Origin of the sequence: Photobacterium iliopiscarium (assembly GCF_003026395.1) — a bacterium.
Classification (GTDB): domain Bacteria; phylum Pseudomonadota; class Gammaproteobacteria; order Enterobacterales; family Vibrionaceae; genus Photobacterium; species Photobacterium iliopiscarium.
Genome location: NZ_PYOO01000001.1, coordinates 286948 through 310615 on the forward strand (window position 1 = coordinate 286948; position 23668 = coordinate 310615).

The window sequence follows — 23668 nt, forward strand, 5'->3', positions numbered from 1 at the left end:
CCATGGATTGGTACTATAAAACGATTCGATTTATTCCGACTAATTGCAATAATGAATTTCTAGCAGCTAAGTGTATCAATATATTACACGGTTTTAGCTACCGTTATGATACTCACTCTATTGGTATTTCTTTTCCAAACTGGTGTAATGAGACCGTAGGAGATCGGATTTCATTTGTAAGCATCGAAAAAATGGCATTAGATTACCTACTCACTCAAAATTACTTTAAAGAAATGCAAGATCTTGGTTACTTCGATATATCAAAAACATTGATTGTTCCAATTGAATGTAACTTTGCATGTTTTAAGCGTTATCAAAAGATCGACAAATCGTCAGCGGCTGGTTTTCATCGAAAGATAAAGAGGCTTGCTAAAAGAGCGCATAATAGAGGTGAGGTTTTTGATAACAAGAAGTATAACATTTACAAACAATGCGATATTGGACACTATCATTCATTAGCAGAAGAAAGTAAAAGTAAAGGGTATGGATTTAGATTAAACATTCAAAGAACTAATGAAATCAGCATCAATAATATACCTATTTTTAGTAGCTATGGATTAGCAAACACAGCACACGCATTACAATCTGTTCCCATAATTTAACCCTTTTATTTTGACTATTCCTAATCTATTGATTTTATGGGTTTTATAATCTAGCAAAAATTTAGGGTCTCTTATTGGTTTTTTATCTAACCATCTGATAATAAAGAGCTATATTTAAATTAGCTACAGTGTACTGCCGAGTAGGCAACTGATAACATGGTTATTACTTCTAACCATGCTTGTCGCATGTGTACTGCCGAGTAGGCAACTGATAACAAAAATTACCGAAAAAAGCAAAAATAGATTTAGTGTACTGCCGAGTAGGCAACTGATAACGTAACGGAAAGGTGATTGCTGATGCTACTAACGTGTACTGCCGAGTAGGCAACTGATAACGTATACAGTTCTTTTTCGGCAATAATGATTTAAGTGTACTGCCGAGTAGGCAACTGATAACAATATATCCCCGCCCCTGATGCGGAAGAAAATGTGTACTGCCGAGTAGGCAGCTGATAACAAAGTCCGTTTGCTGCTAATAATGCCTTACTTGTGTACTGCCGAGTAGGCAGCTGATAACGCAAAACGCATCAAAACCTGACACTTGCACATGTGTACTGCCGAGTAGGTACATTTATCATTAACATTGTAGTTATATCCACAAACAGCCAAGAGGCTGTTTGTTTTAATTGCGATTGAGGACTATAATCCCCATTACTACTGAAAAGTAGCTGATAAAAAACGAGCCACATTTATACGAGTTCAAGATCAATATACTGCTGAATAAGTAGATAATTAAGGGTATATTCTTCCTCGCATCACACTCAAGTACAAAACTGATTGATATACTTTCGAGTGTGATGCTTATTTTCTAAAGATTAACCCCATTTACCTAATACAATTCCCCCCCTATCCTATCCTACTTCAGGTTTTTCAACGTAAATTTTGTAACTCGTTTATGCCCCATTACTGTTTAGATCAAATACTCATTCATATCGTATTAACATGATTTTGGATTAGTTTTATTTATATATTCATAGTTAATTATGAGTTACATAATACATTTCTTACTTTCTACATTTCAAATAAACACTTTGAAACAAAATAGTGCAACCAAGATCATGATATTTATGAATTAAATTGATTATGATTGTAGGTTTTTAGGGGCATTCTTTTGCGTGAAAGTAAGAATGCTGATTAATAAGCTGTTATGTGGCTCTTCTATTAAAATGTCAGGATTTTAAAATTGAATAAAACAATGAAATTACTGAGGAATTTTTTCCTTTCTCTGTTTTTTATGGGTAGTGCAGTTGGAGTCGGTATCATTGTGGATTGCTATGACTTGGGTATACCAACGAGTCAAAGTGTACTAGCTCTTGGGTCGGCTTTTTGCTTTGCTGTTGCAACATTGGGGCGACTTGGGTGGACTGAGCAAACGTGGAAAGGAGAAACCTTTGTTGAACGATTAGATGATTGGGTATTTTATATTATGTATTGGATAGGTATGTATTTGGCAACTGTCTCAATAATCTAGAAAGTCCGCCACATAACAAGGCGTTAAGCATTTCCACATATAAGATAGATAATGTTAGAAAAAGAAAAAGTGCAGAAAATTATTGATGGTGCAATTGCGAAGACTCAGCAGGAAGCAAACAAATATACCTATCCGGTATTCGTAGCTGACGAAAGAGAAAAACCAGATCTTATTGCATCCAGTGTTGTTATTAAAGTTGATGGTAAAAATTACCTAGTAACGGCTTCTCATGTTTTGCAGCAAGTGCTGAACATCAAGAGTCAATTTTTTCTCGGGGTTAATAATAAATATGTCGAGATAGAGGGGGAATTTATATATTCAAGTCATGATGTCAAAGATCATTTTGATATAGCCTTTGTTGAACTGAGTGACGAATTTATTGAAGAAAATCAGATTGTAGTTCTGGATGAGTCAAGGCTCGTGACTCATGATAACTTTGGGTCTGTACATTTGGCACTACTTCATGGGTTTCCTAACACTAAAAATAAGCAATCTAAAGCCTTACTAGGAACCACAGCATTTAAAGTTTCTGGTTTTGCATATGGTGGTGTTATCAAAGATGACTTTGAGGACTGGGAAGACTTGGGTAAGTTACCATCACTTCACACATGCATGACCTATTCAAGAACAAAGGACAATAACAAGCCCGTTAGTCCAAGTGGCTTTAGTGGAGGTGGTTTATGGATTGTGCCATCTGTACATGAATTAGATAAGTATTATCTAGACTCAATTCTTATCGAATACTATAAACATCATAATGTTACATTTTCGACAAAAGTGGATAGTGTTATTGAATTTATAAAAAATAATGCTTAACAAAGCCATCAAGTTTTCGTTTTTAAACCAGAATGATATTGATGAATTTACTGAAGAACATTCAGATATATCTCCGTACTAAAAATGCTAACAAACTTTTTAAGATGATATGCAGCGGCATCGGTATTGCGTTGCTCACACCTTAAAAGGGCGTCATGTTTTTTCGAGTTTAGTAAACCTTTATGAATAGGGAAAATATTATGGGAACAATTAAAGATGGAAAATCGAGCTCATTTCAACTTGAGCTTGGTAAGCCTGGAAAGATAAAAGTTAATGCCCCTTGTCGCTTTGAAATTAAAATGTCTAGTGGAAGTATAATTGAAGGGTTAATTACTCCAAATAATCCATTAACAATTACATCGCAAGGTGACATTGAAGATATTAATGTTTACATAGATGAAAACTCTGTTAGGCCGTTAGAGTCGGTCTAAACATAACAAGCGCCTGCAATCTGACCTCCGGCAGTTGATGCGGGCGTTGATTATTTTTTCTAATACCTACCATCCTAAATAAAGCAAATTATCTAACTAATTTCTGTCCACAAGTGAGTTAGCTAACTCATAATTGTCTCATTTAAGTTAGTCACTGATACTAGCTCATCCCCCTAGTATCAGAATTGTTTCAACCACAGCGAGAATCTTACAATATTCAATACTAATGCCATAAATATACTTAAACAGTAAAAAAGATGTAAGTAACTTTCTTACAATCAATCTTCATAATTAGTAATAAACCTATGAAAATATCAACTTATGGTTGTTTTGAATAATATCAACATATGGTTGTATTTTTATTAAGAAATTGATTTATATAAAAATATTGAATATCAAGTTATGGTTGTATCAACAAATAGTATTGAAACAGCCTTATAAAGCTATATAAAGCCAGAGAAAGATAATGATCTTGCTCTGGCTTTTTTATTGTCTTTTTTTAACAACAACCGTCATTCCCTACAGTAAATGCCCACGAGGGCGATAGGGAATCTATTTACAGAATGTTGAAACATTAAAGCGTTTAACAACCAAGTTAGCTCGTTTTTGCCCCAAAACTTGTTAGATCAAATACTCATTTATATTGTATTAACGTTATTTTGGATTAGTTTTAATAATAATTTTAATCTTGCGGTTTAAAAATGAGTTTTTTATTATCCTTTTTTTTTGCGCAAGAAAGTGTAATGAATGTTATTTAGGTGCAAAAGCACAGTTGATTTTATCTATTTATTAATGCCTTTATGCTGTATTTTATTTTGGTAATTTAATTTTTAGCATTTATATGGATATAGAAAGTATGTCTAATACCGATTCATTTTTAACTAAAGCTATTGAGACAGAGACAGGAAAGTATGTTTCTGGACTATTATTTAAAAAATTAGATAAATTACTTGAAATTAGAAATAGAGATGTTGAAATCTCTAATGCATTAAGCTCAATTATTATACCTAATGATGCTGAAAAACGAGCTATTCTGGAAGAAAAGGTTATAGATAGATATCTAAAGTTTAAAACAATTAACTCTGATAATGTAGATGTTCACATTGATGATATTTATCACCCGCTAAAGTTTGTTTTTTGTGATAATGGACAAAAAAACTTAGTTGATGAATATTTTACACTTGTGAATAGGAAAATAACTTGTGTCATAGGTAAAGCTGGACAAGGAAAAACAACAATTATAAGAAAGTTGGTACAAAAGGAGTTAAATGAAGAAAACGGTCGAATCCCACTAATAATAACTCTTCGGGATATAGACTGGGATAAACACAATAATGTGTGCGAAATTATAAGTTTAGAGTTTGACAGATTTGGTGTGAGTATTCCAAGTGAAACTATTATTTATCTCTTACAGTTTAATAAACTATTAGTATGTTTTGATGGTTTTGATGAAGTAAAAGATGAATATAGAAAGTTAGCACTAAAGGCTATAAATGATTGCTATTCAAAATATGATTGTCAGACAATTGTTACAACAAGACCTGGTACTGAAGTAACTTTATCTCTAGATTCATCACGAAATGCTAATCTATTAGATCTAACATTAGATGATGTTTTTAATATAATAGATATAAATAAAAACATCGACAAGAAATATAAAGAATTATTAAAAGATGCAGCTAAATCAAAAGAAGAAATTGGAAGTATACTTTTAACTCCAATAATTGTGGATATTTTCATACTAGTTTATAGTTCATTAGATTCAGAGCCAAAGACATTAGCTGAATTTTATGGTCAATTATTTTCTATCATTATAAATAAACATGATAGATTTAAGTTTCTAACGCGACAATCTAAATCAGGTTTAACTAATCATGAATTACACAATGTATTCTGCCATGCTTGTTTTCATATGATTGTTTTAAAAGCTCCTCTTGTTCTTTCAGAAGATTATTTAAGAAAAGTTTTTTCTGAATCATGCGAATCTCTTGGTATCAATGAGCATAATGACTTATCACATATTGATATAGTCGATAAAACTAGTTTATTAAAGCGTGATGGTGATTTTTTTTCTTTCATCCATAAAACAATCCTTGAATATCATGCCGCAAGGAAAATATCCGATTTAGACTCCAGCTTAAAAACTGAATTTTATGAATTAATTATAAATAACTATGATTCATCCTTTGAAAATGTACTCTCTTTTGTTAAAGATATTGATACACCATCATTTTATAAGTTATTTGTTTCACTTGTACTTAAAAATTCAAAAATAAAAGCATCGTATGATTTTTTTGATGACGATCTTTTATATATTATTTTAGGATATAATACTTTTGAATATAAGATTAGCTCAAAAGATATACACTCCAATAAATTTAGAGTTCAAACAATTTCTCTATATGAAAGCAGTTATCTTGAAAAATTAGATATGGTTTCAAAAATAATTAATATTCTTGATTATCCACGAAGTAATTTAATAACATCAAAATTAAATAGTATTGTTAATTTATCAAAACGAAGCTTACCAAAGCTAGTGGCTGAAAATAAGGTTAAGTTCCAGTTGACAAAAGAAAATATTGAAATAACCAAAAAATCAGGGACAACGGTAGAAACAATTTCAATTTATAAAGTAAAAGTTTTGGATTTGATAGATTATATGATTAACAACAAACAAGGTCATAAAAAAGATTATTTTTCTAAAAATATTAATGCTTTTTTATATAAGTTAAATTCAGATGTTAATAACTATCTTCAATCTTCAAAAGCACAATCTAATTTAATTAAATTATTAAAAAAGTGATATCTACTATTAAGTAGCCTTTTATTCTCACAGGTTATTTAATGTTAGTTTGATAATCTCTAACTCGATCTCACCTTGCCTTTCATAGTAGGTGCGTTATTGACAAGTATAATCTATTACATCTTTGCCAAAATAATCGCCAAGTGACCTGAAAAATAAGGATATGTGTCGCGCAGCCGACACCTATCCGAAGTGTTGGATAAGCCCAAGCCACCTTATTATAAATAAATATTGAAAAGATCATGAAGGGTGATGCTAAAAATTCGAATATACCTTTACTTATCCTAATACCTACCTAAATAAAACAAACCTTAAACACGTTTCTATCCAATTTTGAGTTAGTCACATGACTAGCTCAAGCCTCCTATATCTGGATTGTGAAACCATAGATGAAATCTTACAGTCTTCAATTCTAATACTATGGCATTTATAATATTAAAAAATAACCATAAATAAAGGCCACTTTTATGTGGCCTTTATGTTTAAAATAAACTCATCAGCATCATATTTGAATATGACTGAATCAATTAATTGTATTAATAACGATCAGTAAAGCCGAATATATTTACTTTTTACTTTTCAAAAAATTTAATATTATTTAATCATAATACCAGCGCTTGCTATTGTTTTATTCATATTAACAGACGCTGTTATTGGTGATTCACCTTTGGTAATACCTTTAGTAATCGTATTTAAAACACCACCAACGGTAAATGGAACATCTAAACTCGCACCATAATTATGGTTATATCCATGCATATCTTTATTGATGACTTTAGAATCACCTATCAATACTCCACCATTATTAGTACTTATTTTTGCTCCCGTAAGATTAGTGCCACCTTTAACGTTAAGATCCACCCCTTTTTCAGCATGAATTACTGAGTGTTCAGTAACTAGATTATTATTCACAACATCAAAACTGAAACCAGCATGCCCACTACGGCCTTTTATTTTATCTTCAACCAAAGCACTTTTCACACCATTACCAATGGTACGCGCACCACGATCCCACAATGCGGTTTTTTCCGGTGCTTTTTCTATTGTTTTTTCTGGTAATGTTACTTTGTCTTGTGCCTTATTAAAACTTACGGTGCCTGCGGTATCTTGTGATTTATCATGGCGACGAGCAAACGCATTATATTTTTCAGTCACCTGACCTGCACCAGACTCAACGACACTATTTAATTTTTCATTCAATGGTTTAGAGTAATGTGCAGTGCCAGCTTTAGATAATTTAGTTGTGATACTCGGTAATTTAGTATTAGTGTGCCCAATACCCGTATCAACATTAACACTAACTTTATGCTCGCTATCATTACGACTTTCAATATTTAAATTACCACCAATATCGCCATTAATTTTACCGCCATTGAGTACTCCGCCAGCAATACGGGTATCTTTTTGACTTATAATAGTAATATTATCTGCGTCGATCTTAGCATTCTGGTTGATTTGTTTATCCAGTTTATCAACACCCACGCTTAACCCAGCATTTAAATTATGTGTGTCTGAACCACTATTAGGATCGACTTTACCTTGACCATCTTTTTTAAATGACTGACCAACAACCGCATTACCATTTATGGCTACATCCCAATTATTCTTATGCTCTGTTGTCTGTGCTGATTCAAGAATAATACCGCCTTTATTCGCCGTTAAAGTAATATTTTTACTCTTAACTTGGTTACCCACCCCATGAATAGCATCGTTATCATTCGATCCTGCATTGATACTAATTTTATTATTACTGCTTAATTCAGAGCCCTGTTGTTTAGCCAATGTTTCATCTTTAAATGCAAGATTTACAGCACCGCCAATGGAAGCATTGCTACCTGAGTCCTTTTTAGTCTCGTTACTACCACCACCAAGATTCAATTTACCTGAAATATTGTTCTCTTTATTGGTGTATGTAGATTCAGCAGCGCCAACATTTACTTTATTTTTAGCGACAATTGATATGTCATTATTACTGTTTACTTTTGTACCTTGGAAATTAATATCATTTCCGGACACAACGTCCAGATTACCACCAGAAGAGATTAAACCTGTAATGGCATTTTTAGTTTCTGACGATGTTTTTTCGATACCGCCACCAAGTCCTAACCCCATCGTTTTACCATTAGGATTTGTACCTATTGATCCAGATGCATTGGCACTTGTTTTATCAGACGATGAAGAGTTGGTATTATTCGCTTGTTCAAATTTAACATTTCTTCTTGCTGTTATCTGCGTTGAACCATTTTCAGATGTGATATTTACACCTTGATAAATAGCGTCTTTAGTGACATTAATATCAATATTTTTTTTAGCTACAATAGAGCCCGTTACCGCCTGAGAATTTTTATTCTCGAATGAAGAATTTCCGCCCTCACCCTGAACATTAATCGTTAAATCTTTACCTGTCGTCGTATAAACACGAAGACCACCAGAACCATGTGTTTCTTTATTCATTTCGTGTTGAGTATTCTCGACCGCTTGATCTATATGCTGATTAGCCGTTAATTTATAATCACCACGATTGGCTTTATATTGGGTTCCTTCATCATTCACAGTTTCTTTAGCATTAATATCTAATGAGCCAGCAATAATGTTAGTCACTGATGCCGTTGTTGAATCTTTCCTATTTTCAGACGTTTGTCCTTTGATACCAACATCTAGACCAAGGTTTGGTGTTCCTGTCTTTCCAATATTATCGATAGCACCACCAATGTCTCCTTTCCCAACACTTTTAATGGCTTTTTCTGCTGGTCGAGTCACTCCGCTGTAATTAATATTAGTACCAATATCGATTCCACCCGATGACGTCGTTATTTTTGTTTCGTTTTTGCTAATAGCGGCTAAGTTATCAACATTTTTTGCCGTTGCTTTATATTGATCGTTTACTTGATGTTCAGCACCTTCTTGTGTCAGCTTATCTTTAGCATTAACAATCAAACTACCTGCAACATCTGTTTTTGATACCAAGGCATCTTCCTTGGATAATTCACTTTTTTCTTTAGAGAATCCAGCCTCATAGCCTGAGCCTGCTTTGTCAATTCCTCCGGTATAATACGCACCACCACCGATGGTATCTTTAGTCTTAGTCGTATTTGTTTTATCTTTTTCTGCTAAAAATGAAACATTTTCACCACTAATATTGGCATTATCTTTAGTAGTTTTTAGCGTAGAACCGTTGAAATTAACATCACCTTGTGCAGCAACGTCAATACTTCCACCTTCTAATGACGAACCAACATGTTTCGTCTTATGCGTCTGCTCTGTTTCTGTTGTATGTTCTATACGTAAACCCGCTTTATACTGTTTATCACCGCTCTCTTTAGCATAAGCATCAACAGCTAGTTTAGTTTTCGTTTGATCTAACTGTTCTTCTTGCTTTGCGGCTGTAATATTAATAGAGCCTAATGATTCAATACCTAAAGTGCCTGCACTTTTGACAAGGCTTCCGACCACATTAATATCTTTTTTACTTAATAATTTTAAATTAGCGTCAGACACTAATTCACTACCATGAACAGTTTGAGTATTATGCGTCGATTTATTTGAGTTTTTAGTAATATTAAACGCAGTACCATTACGACTGTCGACGTTATCAGTAAATGTGCTTATTCCATTATCAATTCGCAAACCACCATTTTTAGTTTGAACAAACCCACCGCTTTTACCTGAAACCTTACTTCCAGTAATATTAATGCCGTCATCTGCTGATACTAATAAATGCTCGCCTGATAATATTTCAGAGCGGTGACTAATCGTGCTGTTATTACTATTATTTTGATTGTTACCGCCACCGATCCCTCCCCAATAGGTTTTATCATTTTTTGTTGTTTTATTGTTGGCTGTTTTTTGAATATTAATATCGATTTTTTTCTTCGCATTAATAATCAAATCACGCTTAGACTGAATTTTAGCAGCATTTAATCGTACACTCTGCTGCGCATTAACCCCTAGCCCGCCATCAGAAATTAATTCAGATGATTTTAAGGTTTCTGCCTCATTGCTATCATGAAAATGTCCAGTAATCAGACTTGATGTATGATTACGTAAATTTCTATTATGACCATTTTTCTCCTTTTCTATAACACCAGATAAAGTAATATCACGAGCAGAATTAAGTGCTAAAGACTCACCTGCTTTTACCTTTGATCCGATAAGTGTGATGTCACCTTGAGTTGAAATTAGATTAGCGGTTTTATTCGCTTCAACAATAGTACTATGCTGTTGTATTTTTTCTGCTGTCGTTGTAGCGTAATTTGTCTGAGAATAATACCAATTATTATTCGTATTTCTCTTTTTGTTTATAGTTTTATGATTATCGAGTAGTACATCACCACCTTTAATTAAAACATCATCACCACGAATTAGCGTTGCTGTAAGATGATTATCTTTAGCCGCAATAATACTAATATTTTTACCAACTAATGCTGTTTTCTTTAGTTGTTGGCTATCAGTCTGTCCATTAATATCAATGCCACCACGGTAGTTCTGATAGTTCTTCGCACCATAATATTTATTTGTATTACTTGTTATTTTGCCCTGTGAACGAATTTTTTGACCTTTCAAATCAATATTATCGCCTTCAATATTTGATGCTGTCAGTAGTAAATTACCTTTAGTATCAACAGAAACAATATCTTTACCTTTAAGTTGCCCTTCAAGATTAACGCTGTTACTTGTATCAGTATTAATAATTTGAATACGACCTGCTTGCATACTTCCAAGATAATAACTATCTATTGCATGAGGCAGACCTTTTCTCTCCGTAATGGTTAACGTATCACGAGATACATCATTATGACCCGTAATTGCATTAATCTCTTTAGCTTGAATTCGTCCATTAACAGAAATACTTGGCGCGATTAAATCTAAAATAGTTGCGGTTGTTAACCCTTCGCCGTTAACCCGTAATTTATTTTGATTATTTGTCTGATATTTTTCTAATTTTCCATTTTCAATCACGGGATTACCCACAACTAAAGAGGAGCGATTGGTGTTAATAAAACCACAACCATCACAAGTAATACCATTAGGGTTAGCTAATACATAATCAGCAGCCATACCGAAAATTTCTTGTTTACCGAGCAATAATGAAGGATTACGAGTTATCACTTCATTTAAAATGATGTTGGCCGTTTGGCCTTGTAAATTGTGGTTTGCTCCAAGTTTTCCAGCAAGTTGTGATTGACCTGCGATGAGTGAGTTATTAAGTACGGCTCCTGGTTTATTAACGTTATATTGGTTGTATTGGTTATGTGATAAACCATTTTGATTCGGCTTAACAATATTAACAATTTCAGCACCATTTGATGCCGTAGAGACTTGTGGACCACCTGTTCCTGAAATAATCCCGGCAGCATAAGTTGGTATCGAAATCATTGCAAGCGTAATAGCGACTGTCACTTTACTTGATGGCGATAATATGAATTTTTTCTTTTTCATTCTTATTTTCCTATTTCTTATATTTTATAAGTAACATTAAATAATGCCGTGATTGGTTCATTTTTAGAAACTAATCCCGACACAACTTTTCCATGACTGATATCCATATCAAACATAATTTTTTTATAATTAAGTGAAATTCCAGTACTCATACCAATAACTGTTGAGTTACCTTGACTTTCACCATGTGGATATACTTGTCCAACATCAATACCTAATCGTGGTTGAATTACGGCACTATTTATAAAATAATAATGAGATAATGTATTTCGTAAATACCATCCGTTATCGCCAGAAATACTCGTATTGCTAAAACCACGTACAGCAGATCGATCGGTTAAACTTAACCACTCAATACCTGGTAGTACATTAGGACTATATTGTGCAAATAATTGATTATTTGATTGGTAAATAGAATCAAATACACTAAAGCTGTAACTATAATTAAATGATAACTTTAGCTTACTAAATTCATTATCAATGATATTTCTTTTATCATCGAAGCCAAATATTGATAATCCTCTTTCTATACTTAAATTAGAACTTAAAACACTAGTAGAAAAAATATGAGAATGATTTAAACTTAGCTCAAGAACAGTCAATTCAGGACTACTAACAAAAAGCAAAGAGTCTAATAAAAAGTTCTTTACTTGTTTATTCGCTAATTGCCCGCTAATGGTTAATAAATCATTTTGATCTCTATAGTATAAATAATCACTTTTAATTCCATATTGTTGTGTTTCTCCACTAAGTGTAATAATTGTATTTTGAAGCGGTTGCTTTATTAGATATTCTGAATAACTATAAAAACTACTGAATGTAAAATCCCCATAAGGTAATGAATAAAATAAGTTATACGCTCTACTATATTTATATGAATATGGCTCTAACGTTGTACTTGCATTCAAACTTATAAAATCCGATATACCTAATGGACTATCAACAGAGAATGTTGCTCTGCTCAACCATTTCCCTGTGTTTTCTTGTCCATAATTATCTATACTAGCAATTGCTGACCATGGCGAACTATACTTATTATTAAGAATAATAATTGATCCACCTTTATACTTTCCTGGTAATATATCTAATGTAACTTGATTTGATTGAAGACGATTAGCCTGATCTAAACCTTGGTCTAGGTCCTGTAATCTCAATGGTTTATTTACAAAACCAGGAAAGATAAAATAAGGATTAACCTTATGATCACTTCCTTTTATTCCTTCAATAAAACCCTCAATAACCTGAACCCCAAGTTCACCTTGATCATTAGGCTGAATAAATTCAATACGAGAAGTAATATAGCCTTTATTAATATAGATCTGTGTTAGTTCACGAGCTAATGTATTTAAGTCTTTAGTTGTAATGCATTGAGTAGGTAAGGCTGTTATTCTATCTAAATCATCATTATCAAGTAAGGTGATTCCTTGTAAAAAAACATTACTTATTTCTAAACACATACTAGAATCAGGTAATATATTTTCAGCTATTAGTTTTTTTTCTTCCTTATTTTTGATTAAACGTTCCGTTTGCCCCTTATCAGATAATTGTTCAATCTCACGATTATTATTTTGCAAAGCTCTTCGAGATTCTGATATAGGTGAAAATAATTGATTTCCTAACAAATCATTCGAAAAAACAGGAATACTATTAAATCCTACGAATAAGATTAGTATTTTTTTTATCATATATAAATTCATTTTTAATAGAAGAATAATGTTTATTTGCTATTTTTTATACATCCTCACAACCAATCATACTTAATTGGAATTTATTCTCTATGATTAACATTATATGGTCAACATGTTTATTGATATTAATTGTCATTCAGATGTAAATTGTATCAACACGTGAATTATTCACACTTAACAACTACTTTAATTAATAAAAGCAGTTTTAAACACTTAACAATTGAATGCAAACAGCATAAAAATACTTTTAGTTGCGTTTATTCAGAATGTTATTCATCATAACGATAAATAACATTAATTGATAAGTCGTTATTGCTCATTTTTATTGAAAATATAAAATAGCCAATATTTATAAATATTGGCTATGGGGAAATAAAGAAGAAAAATAGTCTTTAAAATGACAATGGCAATTCAATTATTGCTGTAGTACTAATTGATTATTCTTTAATTGATATATTTGTGATTTCGCGACGTCAGCAGGTAGAGCATAAGGTGTATTTTCACCATGCGTTTTATAATCAATTTTAATCATTAGCGGATTATTGTTAACAATGGCAATTTTTTCTATATTAATTCGATCGCCAATAAACACATTGGTCAGATTTTCAAGTTTTTTATTGTGCTGTTCAAATACGGATAAATAGTAAAATGTACCACTACCCGAATTAGTGGTTACAAAAGATGTCGCAATATACTTACCTTGTTGAACAGCCTGATTAATATCAAGGTAAATTGTTGTATTATCAGCGCCATCAGGTGTTTGATACTCCCCCATAAGGTATGGGTGCTGCTGCAATTGCTTTATGGATGTTAAATGAATACTCGCCGTTGTATCGGGTACTTTGATTTGCCATTGCTGAGGCTGGGTTGCAAGTTCTTTTAATGTTATAGGCGGTTCTGTACGTGTTACCGTGTAAAAAACACCGGTTCCGAGTATGATCACAACGACCAATATTATCCATTTTTTCATCATCTTCCTCTTATATTATTAAACTAAAAAGCCAAATCGCTGATTCATTAAGATCTTGATGCTAAATATTTATTGGCAATAACCATACCTAAAATCATAGCAGCAACAAAAGCAAAGACTGCATAATTACCACCGCCTAAATTAGTAATTGCAGGGCCGGGACAAAAACCAGCCAGTCCCCAACCAATACCAAAAACAATGGCGCCAACCGTTAATTTAGCATCAATCTTATTACTATTTTTAGGCGCTATTGCATCGCCATTGATGGCTGTTTTACGTTTTTTTATAAGCAGATGATAACAAGGTGCAAACACAACCAGAGCCCCTATCATCACAAAGGCAAGGCTTGGATCCCATTGACCAAAAATGTCTAAAAAAGCGATAACTTTATGCGGATTAACCATTTCTGAAATAATCATTCCAGAACCAAATATAATCCCAGCAATAGCACCAACAACAATACGGTTTATCTTTAAGCTGCTCATTATAAATCACCTAATAAACGACGAATAAATACAACAATAATGGCTGACATCATAAACACGCAGGTTGCATAAATTGAACGTTTAGAAAAACGTCCCATGCCAACAATACCGTGACCACTCGTGCATCCATTACCTAATCGCGTACCAAAGCCAACCAATAAACCCGCAATTAAAACAATACCTATATTCTGTTCACTAATAGTCGGCAACGTTACGCCCAAGGGGGATAAGATAAATGCGCTTAAAACCATTCCGACTAAAAATGCAATTTTCCACCCTAATTCTTGTTTCTCTCTCTTAATCACACCATTAATAATGCCACTGATTCCTGCTGTCTTACCAATAAATAACATCAATATAACAGCAGATAACCCAAGTAACATGCCACCAAAAAATGACTGCCAAGGTATTTGAAAAGTCATACTCACCTCACCTTAATTTTCATCACAAAAAATATCATGGAAACTGGTTATAAGGGCTGTAATACGCGGATCAGCTAAAGAATAAAAAACCGATTGCGCTTCTTTACGAACAGTAACGATGTCGTTTTTTCTCAACACAGCTAAATGTTGTGAAAAGGCAGATTGACTTAATGTTGAGTTAAGTTGCAATTGATTGGCGCTCATTTCTCCATCCATTAACTGACAAAGTACGATCAACCTTTCAGGATGGGCCATTATTTTTAGAAGTTCAGAAACCTCTGTCGCTCGTTGTTTCATTTCATCAAAGTGCATTATTTATTGCTCAATCGTCATATTAGAAGCCTTTATCTTACGTTAATTTTAACATTAGACAATTCTAATTTAGATAAGTCTAATATGACATCTTTACCAATACACTGTTTCGACAACCCAGGCTACAGAGTCTTCTTTGATCACTCTTTTTCGTTCACCGGTTCATAAACTGATAATACATCACCAATATTTACCTGCTCATGCATGTATTGTGAACCACCTTGGTTGTCGCATGCCCGTTGAACCTCAATTTGATAGACTCCTTCAATTGCAGAGTCACACAGAGCATAAGCACATTTTAAGCCATTGGGTAACTTAACGGTGACGTGTGCACCGACATTAAACGGAGGCAAAGCACCAAGATCAGTACGACTTAAATAAAAGCGTTTCACTGCCGCTGATTGAACGATAATTTTGACCACTCGCATTTCTAATTTAATTAGTCCTTCAAGGCGTGAATGCCAATTTTCAATCTCGTTCGTTGCTAAACGACGTTGGAAAACACTTTTCACCTCCATCCCTAATGTCGGTAATGACGCAAGTTCTGTAGTAGCGACTAAATTATCCGTTTCGGCATAAAGATAATGCTGTACACGAGCAATAGTCCATTGTGGATAAGGACGTTCAATCACCTGTATTTCATCATTACGAGTAATTTCCCCCTCTTGCAGAACACGATAAAACCAACCTGTTTTACTATTATGTTGTGAATAGCGTGCAATCGTGGGTTCTTTAAAACGATGATTAAGCTTAAAACACGGTTGCCTTGGTTGTGTCACTTGTAATATTACTGAACCAACAGCAACCTTATCGCCAATACAGATATTATGCTCATTCATACCCGCTACGACTAAATTTTCCCCATAGCCACCATTGTTAAATAAGGGTGCTGATTTAGGAAATAAGTGGGATAACTGAGCATAATGATCACAATCAAACTGCAACACGGCTCGTTCTAAACCACCATGAAAGCGCTCTGCTTGTTCATCACCAACACATCCTAATACAGTTACCTTAACTTGATCTATTGGCGCTTTTTCAATACCGCTTCGAAAAAAATAATCTTGCCCTGTAACTCGACCATGGCGTAACTGTTCAACGATTGAATGTGGGAGCATAATAATTTTCCTAATACAGACATTAATGTAGCAGCCATAAAAAAGGCCGCTAAAACCACGAAATATACGGGGTTTATACGGCCTAAAATATGTGGCTATCAATAAACTTATTTTTGTAGTTGTTCTTTAGCCGCTTCTACTTTTGAAAAATCTAAACCTAGTTCTTCAACAGCTTCTTTAATTAATGCTGGATTTTGCATTACTTGTGCCATTAGCATTTGCAGTTTATCTTGCGGTAAACCTAGTTGGCTAATCGTTGCCATTGCTGCTAGAGGGTTTTGAGTTAACATCTGGAATATATTATTGATCTGCTCATCAGTAATATTATTCTCTTTCAACAACGCAATAATTGGGTTCATTACACTACCTTTTTATAATCACTAAACGAAATATGCCTCAGTTTAGCATTTGACAGTACCTTGTTGCACCATCAATAAAAATACAGCGCCTTTCGTATAAAAATACAATGAAGGTAGCCACTAAATAACAAAAAGCCGCACTAAATAGAGCGGCTTAAAGACGGTTATACTGTTATTTTTTTACAGGTTCTAATTTAAGCTCACCATTCGCGATGGCAATACGATAAAGTTGGCCATTGACTTCATCACGAACAACAACCCCTGCACCGGGTTTATCGATTTTGATATCATCTTGCATCCAGCATGAACCATCAGCTGTCATAAATCCTTGTGATGCATTTCTGTTATAAGTTTGACCATACAACGCGCTGATATTTAATTTACCCGCTTTTTCAAAACCGTTATACGTTATCACCAAACTCTTAATATTAGCTGCATGAATAAAACCACTAACATTCGCTGTTTTCAATGGTTGGCGAGAAGAATAGACTGATTTTTTATGTCGATCACGTAAATTAATATCAATGATCCCTGTTGATAGATTATTGTAGCCAAGTGTACTACCGACCATATTAAAATGATTAATAGATCCATCTAATGATATTACAACTTGATACTCATCGCCTTTCTCTACCGCAAGTCGTACAGCCGACTCAGGATTAAAATCAAACATTGGTGTAAGATCAACCTTTGGCTGTAACTCTCCATTTTTAAATAACGTTACTCGACATCGAGGACGATTATTAATAAACGCTAAAAAGTTATCAACCTTAGGTATATAACTGTTTGTTAATGCCGAACCAACCGTTGGTGGTGATAATTCAGGCATAATATTACGTGCAATATAACTTTCAGTTATAAATGTATTTAAACCGGGATTAGATTCATACACCAATGGTGATAAATCACTGCCATTTAATTTGCCTAATGTTGACCCATAAAGCTCAACAATATTGCCAGAGGCCTCACCATAACCAGGTGGAAAAGTATTTGTTTTAGCACGTGAAAATTGAATGGTCTTCGTCGCAGTTTCAGGAGCATCCCAACCCATTAATTCAAATTTGTTATTGCGCCCTTCACAGACAAGGAAAGCTTCTGCACTATAACGTGACCATTGAAAATCAAGACTCGCACACGTATTACCTGCGACTTCACCACCAATTTTTCCATTTGGGCGTAATAATGGTGATTGAACAACGAAGCCTTGCTTAAATCGACGGGCACATAAATTATGTAATTTATTACCATTAACCCAAGTGACCCAACGATTTGGCGTAATATTATCAATTACCCCTTGTAATACATAAGGTTGTTCAAAACCATCAACATAGACATCTGAAACAAAATTACGCCAAACATACTCGTGGGAACGTTTAGTTGTTAATCCTGCGGTCCAACTGCCCGCTAATAATACTAGTCCACGGCCGGTAAGTTTGGTCTTATCTATAACTTTACCATTACTGTGACCATGATAATCAATCCAACCATTGAGAATATTTAGTTGATTAATTTTATTTTCAACACAACCTTTAGTCTTCCATTTACCATTAACTTTCTCTGATGATGATGTCAGCATTACCATGGCTTTATCAAAATGATCAAGCGAACGAGAACGAATAATAAAAGGATTACCCGACAAATTAACATTATATTTTAGAACGACACCAACAACATTACTACAAAGCTCTAAAGTGCCATCCCATTGAACATTAAGATCTTTAAATTCAATCGTTTTATTAAATCGGTAAGTTTTATTTGGAATCCATAAAATAAGACCACCCTTACGACAGATTTCAACGGCATAATTAATTTTATCGCCCCAGTCAGATAAAGGTGCATAATGCTCAAGATTATCAATCGAATAATAACTTTGACCTTCAATACAAGGCTGTAAAAAATATTTATCTTTATTTACAATAACAAACGTCGCGTTAGTATCGATTTCATTCACTTTACCATGGCAAATAACACGATAAATTTTATCTTTAATACGTAAGCCGTTATAGCCTTCAGGGATCGTATCACCTACCGTAAGATTACGACTAAGCGGGTATATTTTAAGACCAGAAACACTTTCTATAGCTTGATGATCTTGTGCTTCTGCCCACCCTTTATCGACAACTGCCGTTTGAGGGCGTAAATCACTCACTGAACCATCAGCGATAACCTGACAAAGTTTACAATAATAATGATGAACACCATCAGTATTAACATAATTTTTTAAATCTTTACTTGAAACAATAATATTAAATTTCGTATCTAATCCATCAATGTCATTATTATTTTTATAAACATCAACATAGATATAAAATGGTTTATTAGCCGCATCAATAACACGATTATTTTCTAATTCAATTCGATGCCCAGAAATATAAGCCACACCAGCCATGATTTTATATACACCTTCAACAGGTAATACCATAAAACCATTTTTAATAAACCAATCCTGACCTTGTTGGTCAATAATAGCTTGTAACGCTGAATTTTCAACATTATCTAATCGTTGGTGTGCCATAAAATTAGGACTGGCCGCTATCACCGTACTATTAGTAATGTCCGCTATATTCTTATAATTTAAAATAAATGACCGAATTAAAATATTGCCCTTAACCCCTGGGCCATCAACTGTTTTAGTGGTTAATTTAGGGTACGTAATCGCAATAATGGTGTCATATTCACTACAATATAAACAACTCCAATTAAATTCAAATGGGCCGACATCACTGTCTAATGTCGTTGATAACGCAATAGCATCTTCAGACAATCGGATTTGTTGTTGAATTTTAGCATTATGAACAATTTCATTAGGTTGTAACTGTTCATTCTCTGTTGGTCTTTTACCCAGATGCGATTTATGCGCAAAAATCATTGAATCAATTAGTAAGATTTTCTTTTCTGCTTGCATTTTAGCAATCAGAGCGCGACCTTTAGTCGTGATAATTACCTCTGGTTGATTTGAATTTTTCAGCAAATCCAATGCATTAACTTTATCAATAGCACCAGGGATAAACATACCTGCCGTCACACCACCCGCTATCATTGTCGTATTTCTTAGAAAAGAACGGCGAGAAAAACCTTTATTATCACTAATTGAATCTACTTTACTCATTAAACTGCCTGCTATTATTGTATATAAATACCACCTAGATTCATAATAAATACATATATATAAAGTTAAATTCTATAGCATAACTAAAACCTATAATTATAAGTAATTAAATACCGCTATAAAAATTTATAGATTATGTATTATTATAAAGTAGATTCAATATAACGAAAGTTATTATCAAATACTACCTACACAGTATCTCTTAACAATAATTCAGACAAACAAATTAGCATCACCAATTAAATGTTATTGCTATAATAAGACAATCTTAAAGTAACAAATAAAAAGAGGCACATTATACAATGTGCCTCTTGACAATTTTTGTTTTAACTTAAATATTAATAATGATTAATATTTAATTCCATATTTAATGCTGAAGAATAATTACTATTACCATAGCTAGGGTACAACAATAGTGTTAATGCATTTGATTGACGACCAATACGTGCTTTTAATGGTGTTTTATCAGTATTATTACCAAAACGATCTTTGCTGTTCAATAGAATCTCAAAACTACCGTCATTCTTGGTTGCATTCCACTGTGTTTGAGTCCAAAGATGCGTCGTTGGGTGGAAATAACCAATGGTACACGTTTCTTTGTCCACGTTCACATTACTAATTTCAATCTTAGTTGAGAAATCAAAGCAACCATCTTTAGTTGTCATTGTGCCATTGTAATGATGCATTTTATTCTCTAAACACCCATTACTTGGACGAGTAGCATTCATCACCGTTACCGCAGGAGTTGAACCCGTTAACTCAACATATGATAAATTAAACTTTCCAGTTGTTATATCAGCACCAAATATATTCTGTTGAATACGGCCTAACAATGCATTTTTAGCCGTTGAAGTATGATTGCCGCCAAGATCCAATCGCATAACTTTTGGTACTTTATTACCTGTAACAAAAACATCATGACGAGGCTTAACATTATTTTCTGTCGAATCCACAATATGAACACGATTATTTAATGTTATCTGGTTAATAATACAATCTTCTGGTTTAAATTGATCACCAGCGGCACAAGTTAACTGTAATTCTTTAAGGCTATTCGCTGTAATATCATTGTCACTGATATCAATAACATAACTACCAACACGCGATTGTCGCATGTCTCGAATACTAATATAAGCTAACTTACCCGCCGTATTATTCGGAGTGTAAATACGATTACCTTTAAAGATTGCACGACGATTAACCATTTGGTTATCACTGCGATACTGACTGTTATCCCACCAATTTACAGTTAGGAATGTAAAGGCGCCTGATACCTTGCCACTACTGTTGTAACCATTATCTGGTGATTCAAAATCACAGCCCGTTATTTCGTAACTTCCCACAATCTGAGTCGATATTTCAGCAGTACGTAATAGTTTTGGTAACCAACACTTTGCATTACGAATAACGATTGATTCAGCAGGCTCACTGCCATAATTCACACTGTCATTCCAAGGAGCACCCGGCTCTGGTGAATACGCAATAAATGTACCTTGTGTATTATCAGGTGTTACATTAAATTTATCCGCCATTGTACTGAAGAAATTCTCTTCAAAACGATATTCAATATTATAAATCAATGCGTTACGTACTTTTTTCAAGAAAATACAAGTGTTAGTACTACCGTCAGACTTGAAGTTATACATATTGATGGTTTCACAACCATGCATTTCAACACGAATACCACCAAGATAAACAGGATATACCGCAAGCGCCGTCTTATTGTTTTTATGCGAACGAATTTTAACACTACGAATACGCGCATTAGTAAAAATTAAGCGGTTACCTTCCCACAATACAGGAGTAACATACGCACTAGCGTTATTATCTTCACCCGCCCAAAAATCAGCATCATTTTCCCAATCAAGACCTTCAACAACAAGATTTCGCATCGCTTTTTGTACCTCTAAATACCACGGATTAGTATTAGTGATACCACCAGAATATAAACCTCGACTACAATTGCGCATTACAACATTACGGAAAACAATACGCTCATAAGGGAATTGGTTCGCACCTAAAAATGCTAGATGATGTGAATTAGTTAACGTTAAATTATCAAAAATCACCTCACCAAAACCGGCATATTCACCTTTAAAAGTATATGTTGATGAACTTGGGTTACCTGTTATAGGATGTTGTTCTTTACCAATAAATTTATAACGAAAGCTTCCATCATAGCTACAGTCACGTGAAATAATTCCACGATAACCACCCCAACCATCACCCTCAATCAAATTAAGCTTGCCTGTCGTTACATGATGACAATTTGTTTCACAATAATAAGGCATTTCCACGACATTAGGCATGCTCATTGCGCTCATGCACTCATTGCCATTAATACCAATGGATGAACCGACCCAATATATTTTCTTATTTAAACAACCATGAAATTCTAAACCATAACAAATAACAATTTCACTGGCAGTAGTATCAAAATAAACATTATCAGTAAATGCTAGTCGTACAACTTGTTTAGCCGTTAACTGTTTAAGAATTAATGCATTGGCCGCTGCTTTTTTAGCATCGTTATAAATAATACCAATCGTGCTAGCGTCTACCCATAATGGTTTGTTTAATCCCTCATTAATCACTGGAGCAGCAGTTACTTCTTCCCAAGTACCATTTTTACGTACATATTCTTTATTATCACGAGGAGCATCATTAATAGCTTCAGACCAAGTACCATCAGTACTCATATTATAAACTAAGCCCGGTTGACCATTTGTTAACGCTACTGCTGCCCCCACGTTTTCAGCTGTAGGAACATTATTTTCATGATAAAACTTTACAAAATCACGGCTCGGAAGTGTTTTTTTATTACCACTTCTAAAGCCTATATCTTCATTATTATAGCCACTCAAAATTTGAACTGTAGTATCCGATCCTGGCGATACTAAAGAGAGCATATTACCGTAAGCCGCCCATGATGGAATATTAGGCTGAGATGACGAACCTAATCGTACCGTTGTACAATCTTCAGGAAATTTATTAACATCCAAACCACCATCAACAATAGCAGTAATATATTTTTCATTATTCAAGATGATGCTTTCATTAATTACAATTGTCATTTTAGTATCCCTAAATTTTATATGATTAATTTATTTGTTTTTTTGTTTTTTTGTTATTTTGTTATTTTGTTTTTCATACCATCGAAGATAATCATCGACTTGTTGTGCACAATTAGATAAAGCGTTTTTTAATCTTGGCAGATCTTCTGAAATTGTTTGTGCTGGTGTTTTACCCACTAATTGGGGTTTATTACATGCCGTTATCAACCACGGCTCAGGTAATAGATGAATAATTTCTATACGTGCAGGTTCAATACGGGTGCTGCAACCAATCAAGAACATCATCAGGCCAGTAAGTATTAAACTGTTCCTTTTCATACAACAACTTACGTAACGATTCTGTCGTAACAAGCAGTTCTCCTTGTTGTTTTTCTCTCCGTTTTTCTCGTTGCAGCAATAAGTTATTACTGTCCTTATTCTGATCTACTAATAATTTCAAACTCTCCGTATTTGATTTATTAATAAGTAGAACATTATCTCTGTCTATAATTAAAGAGCTTAATTCACGATCCATGTATTCAAATTTCACTAATAAAATAAAGATAATTGATAATAATAATAACCGCATA

17 protein-coding genes and 1 CRISPR repeat array are annotated in these 23668 nt (G+C 33.7%); of the genes, 5 read left to right on the top strand and 12 right to left on the bottom strand.

Going from position 1 to position 23668, the window contains the following annotated elements; genetic code table 11:
- Nucleotides 1-2: 2 nt before the first annotated feature.
- From cas6f to C9J51_RS01285, 5 genes are all read left to right on the top strand, one after another.
- Entirely contained in the window at nt 3-602 is a 600-nt protein-coding gene (gene cas6f / locus C9J51_RS01265) for a type I-F CRISPR-associated endoribonuclease Cas6/Csy4 (protein ID WP_045039432.1), read from the top strand.
- 128 nt (nt 603-730) lie between these two features.
- Nucleotides 731-1119: direct repeats of the CRISPR family, unit length 28 nt; unit sequence GTGTACTGCCGAGTAGGCAACTGATAAC.
- A 762-nt stretch (nt 1120-1881) separates the two neighbouring features.
- Nucleotides 1882-2073: a hypothetical protein gene (locus C9J51_RS01270; protein ID WP_128081757.1), complete on the top strand. Its 192-nt coding sequence runs from the start codon at nt 1882-1884 to the stop codon at nt 2071-2073.
- A gap of 51 nt (nt 2074-2124) precedes the next feature.
- Nucleotides 2125-2889, top strand: coding sequence for a hypothetical protein (locus C9J51_RS01275; protein ID WP_045039430.1), 765 nt, complete (start codon nt 2125-2127; stop codon nt 2887-2889).
- A gap of 200 nt (nt 2890-3089) precedes the next feature.
- On the top strand, nt 3090-3320 hold the full coding sequence (locus tag C9J51_RS01280) for a hypothetical protein (protein WP_045039429.1): 231 nt from the start codon (nt 3090-3092) through the stop codon (nt 3318-3320).
- Between the two features lie 856 nt (nt 3321-4176).
- The gene (locus C9J51_RS01285; RefSeq protein ID WP_170073303.1) at nt 4177-6123 is read left to right on the top strand and encodes an NACHT domain-containing protein; all 1947 of its coding nucleotides are present in this window, start codon (nt 4177-4179) and stop codon (nt 6121-6123) included.
- Between the two features lie 594 nt (nt 6124-6717).
- Here the strand turns inward: C9J51_RS01285 and C9J51_RS01290 are convergent.
- The 12 genes from C9J51_RS01290 to C9J51_RS01345 all read right to left on the bottom strand — a co-directional run bounded on the left by C9J51_RS01290 (nt 6718) and on the right by C9J51_RS01345 (nt 23667).
- Complete coding sequence (locus tag C9J51_RS01290) at nt 6718-11562, bottom strand: hemagglutinin repeat-containing protein (RefSeq protein WP_107274805.1); 4845 nt, start codon at nt 11560-11562, stop codon at nt 6718-6720.
- Between the two features lie 17 nt (nt 11563-11579).
- Entirely contained in the window at nt 11580-13247 is a 1668-nt protein-coding gene (locus tag C9J51_RS01295) for a ShlB/FhaC/HecB family hemolysin secretion/activation protein (protein WP_107274806.1), read from the bottom strand.
- A gap of 418 nt (nt 13248-13665) precedes the next feature.
- Nucleotides 13666-14220, bottom strand: coding sequence for a hypothetical protein (locus C9J51_RS01300; protein WP_045039425.1), 555 nt, complete (start codon nt 14218-14220; stop codon nt 13666-13668).
- A 47-nt stretch (nt 14221-14267) separates the two neighbouring features.
- Entirely contained in the window at nt 14268-14705 is a 438-nt protein-coding gene (locus C9J51_RS01305) for a YeeE/YedE family protein (protein WP_045039424.1), read from the bottom strand.
- Nucleotides 14705-15127: a YeeE/YedE family protein gene (locus C9J51_RS01310; protein ID WP_045039423.1), complete on the bottom strand. Its 423-nt coding sequence runs from the start codon at nt 15125-15127 to the stop codon at nt 14705-14707. Before C9J51_RS01310 ends, C9J51_RS01305 begins: the two co-directional genes overlap by 1 nt.
- Nucleotides 15128-15139: 12 nt before the next feature.
- Nucleotides 15140-15439, bottom strand: a complete 300-nt coding sequence (locus tag C9J51_RS01315) for an ArsR/SmtB family transcription factor (RefSeq protein ID WP_045036325.1) — start codon at nt 15437-15439, stop codon at nt 15140-15142.
- 140 nt (nt 15440-15579) lie between these two features.
- Nucleotides 15580-16557 (bottom strand): MOSC domain-containing protein, encoded by a 978-nt coding sequence (locus C9J51_RS01320; RefSeq protein ID WP_052667804.1) that lies wholly within the window; start codon nt 16555-16557, stop codon nt 15580-15582.
- A 107-nt stretch (nt 16558-16664) separates the two neighbouring features.
- Nucleotides 16665-16916 (bottom strand): DUF2999 family protein, encoded by a 252-nt coding sequence (locus C9J51_RS01325; RefSeq protein WP_045036324.1) that lies wholly within the window; start codon nt 16914-16916, stop codon nt 16665-16667.
- A gap of 172 nt (nt 16917-17088) precedes the next feature.
- The gene (locus C9J51_RS01330; protein ID WP_052667802.1) at nt 17089-20025 is read right to left on the bottom strand and encodes a phage tail-collar fiber domain-containing protein; all 2937 of its coding nucleotides are present in this window, start codon (nt 20023-20025) and stop codon (nt 17089-17091) included.
- A 338-nt stretch (nt 20026-20363) separates the two neighbouring features.
- Nucleotides 20364-23099, bottom strand: a complete 2736-nt coding sequence (locus C9J51_RS19610; RefSeq protein ID WP_219908202.1) for a hypothetical protein — start codon at nt 23097-23099, stop codon at nt 20364-20366.
- Nucleotides 23100-23129: 30 nt separating this feature from the next.
- Nucleotides 23130-23384 (bottom strand): Rz1-like lysis system protein LysC, encoded by a 255-nt coding sequence (lysC, locus tag C9J51_RS01340; protein WP_146144936.1) that lies wholly within the window; start codon nt 23382-23384, stop codon nt 23130-23132.
- The gene (locus C9J51_RS01345) at nt 23350-23667 is read right to left on the bottom strand and encodes a hypothetical protein (protein ID WP_045036320.1); all 318 of its coding nucleotides are present in this window, start codon (nt 23665-23667) and stop codon (nt 23350-23352) included. Before C9J51_RS01345 ends, lysC begins: the two co-directional genes overlap by 35 nt.
- Nucleotide 23668: the final 1 nt, after the last annotated feature.

What these genes read in the sequence shown, in the direction of transcription:
- C9J51_RS01320 (WP_052667804.1), bottom strand. Translation starts at nt 16,557, where the DNA reads ATGCTCCCACATTCAATCGTTGAACAGTTACGCCATGGTCGAGTTACA.
- C9J51_RS01275 (WP_045039430.1), top strand. Translation starts at nt 2,125, where the DNA reads ATGTTAGAAAAAGAAAAAGTGCAGAAAATTATTGATGGTGCAATTGCG.
- C9J51_RS01345 (WP_045036320.1), bottom strand. Translation starts at nt 23,667, where the DNA reads ATGCGGTTATTATTATTATCAATTATCTTTATTTTATTAGTGAAATTT.
- C9J51_RS01295 (WP_107274806.1), bottom strand. Translation starts at nt 13,247, where the DNA reads ATGATAAAAAAAATACTAATCTTATTCGTAGGATTTAATAGTATTCCT.
- lysC (WP_146144936.1), bottom strand. Translation starts at nt 23,384, where the DNA reads ATGATGTTCTTGATTGGTTGCAGCACCCGTATTGAACCTGCACGTATA.
- C9J51_RS01305 (WP_045039424.1), bottom strand. Translation starts at nt 14,705, where the DNA reads ATGAGCAGCTTAAAGATAAACCGTATTGTTGTTGGTGCTATTGCTGGG.
- C9J51_RS19610 (WP_219908202.1), bottom strand. Translation starts at nt 23,099, where the DNA reads ATGACAATTGTAATTAATGAAAGCATCATCTTGAATAATGAAAAATAT.
- C9J51_RS01280 (WP_045039429.1), top strand. Translation starts at nt 3,090, where the DNA reads ATGGGAACAATTAAAGATGGAAAATCGAGCTCATTTCAACTTGAGCTT.
- C9J51_RS01310 (WP_045039423.1), bottom strand. Translation starts at nt 15,127, where the DNA reads ATGACTTTTCAAATACCTTGGCAGTCATTTTTTGGTGGCATGTTACTT.
- C9J51_RS01325 (WP_045036324.1), bottom strand. Translation starts at nt 16,916, where the DNA reads ATGAACCCAATTATTGCGTTGTTGAAAGAGAATAATATTACTGATGAG.
- C9J51_RS01330 (WP_052667802.1), bottom strand. Translation starts at nt 20,025, where the DNA reads ATGAGTAAAGTAGATTCAATTAGTGATAATAAAGGTTTTTCTCGCCGT.
- cas6f (WP_045039432.1), top strand. Translation starts at nt 3, where the DNA reads ATGGATTGGTACTATAAAACGATTCGATTTATTCCGACTAATTGCAAT.
- C9J51_RS01285 (WP_170073303.1), top strand. Translation starts at nt 4,177, where the DNA reads ATGTCTAATACCGATTCATTTTTAACTAAAGCTATTGAGACAGAGACA.
- C9J51_RS01300 (WP_045039425.1), bottom strand. Translation starts at nt 14,220, where the DNA reads ATGAAAAAATGGATAATATTGGTCGTTGTGATCATACTCGGAACCGGT.
- C9J51_RS01290 (WP_107274805.1), bottom strand. Translation starts at nt 11,562, where the DNA reads ATGAAAAAGAAAAAATTCATATTATCGCCATCAAGTAAAGTGACAGTC.
- C9J51_RS01315 (WP_045036325.1), bottom strand. Translation starts at nt 15,439, where the DNA reads ATGCACTTTGATGAAATGAAACAACGAGCGACAGAGGTTTCTGAACTT.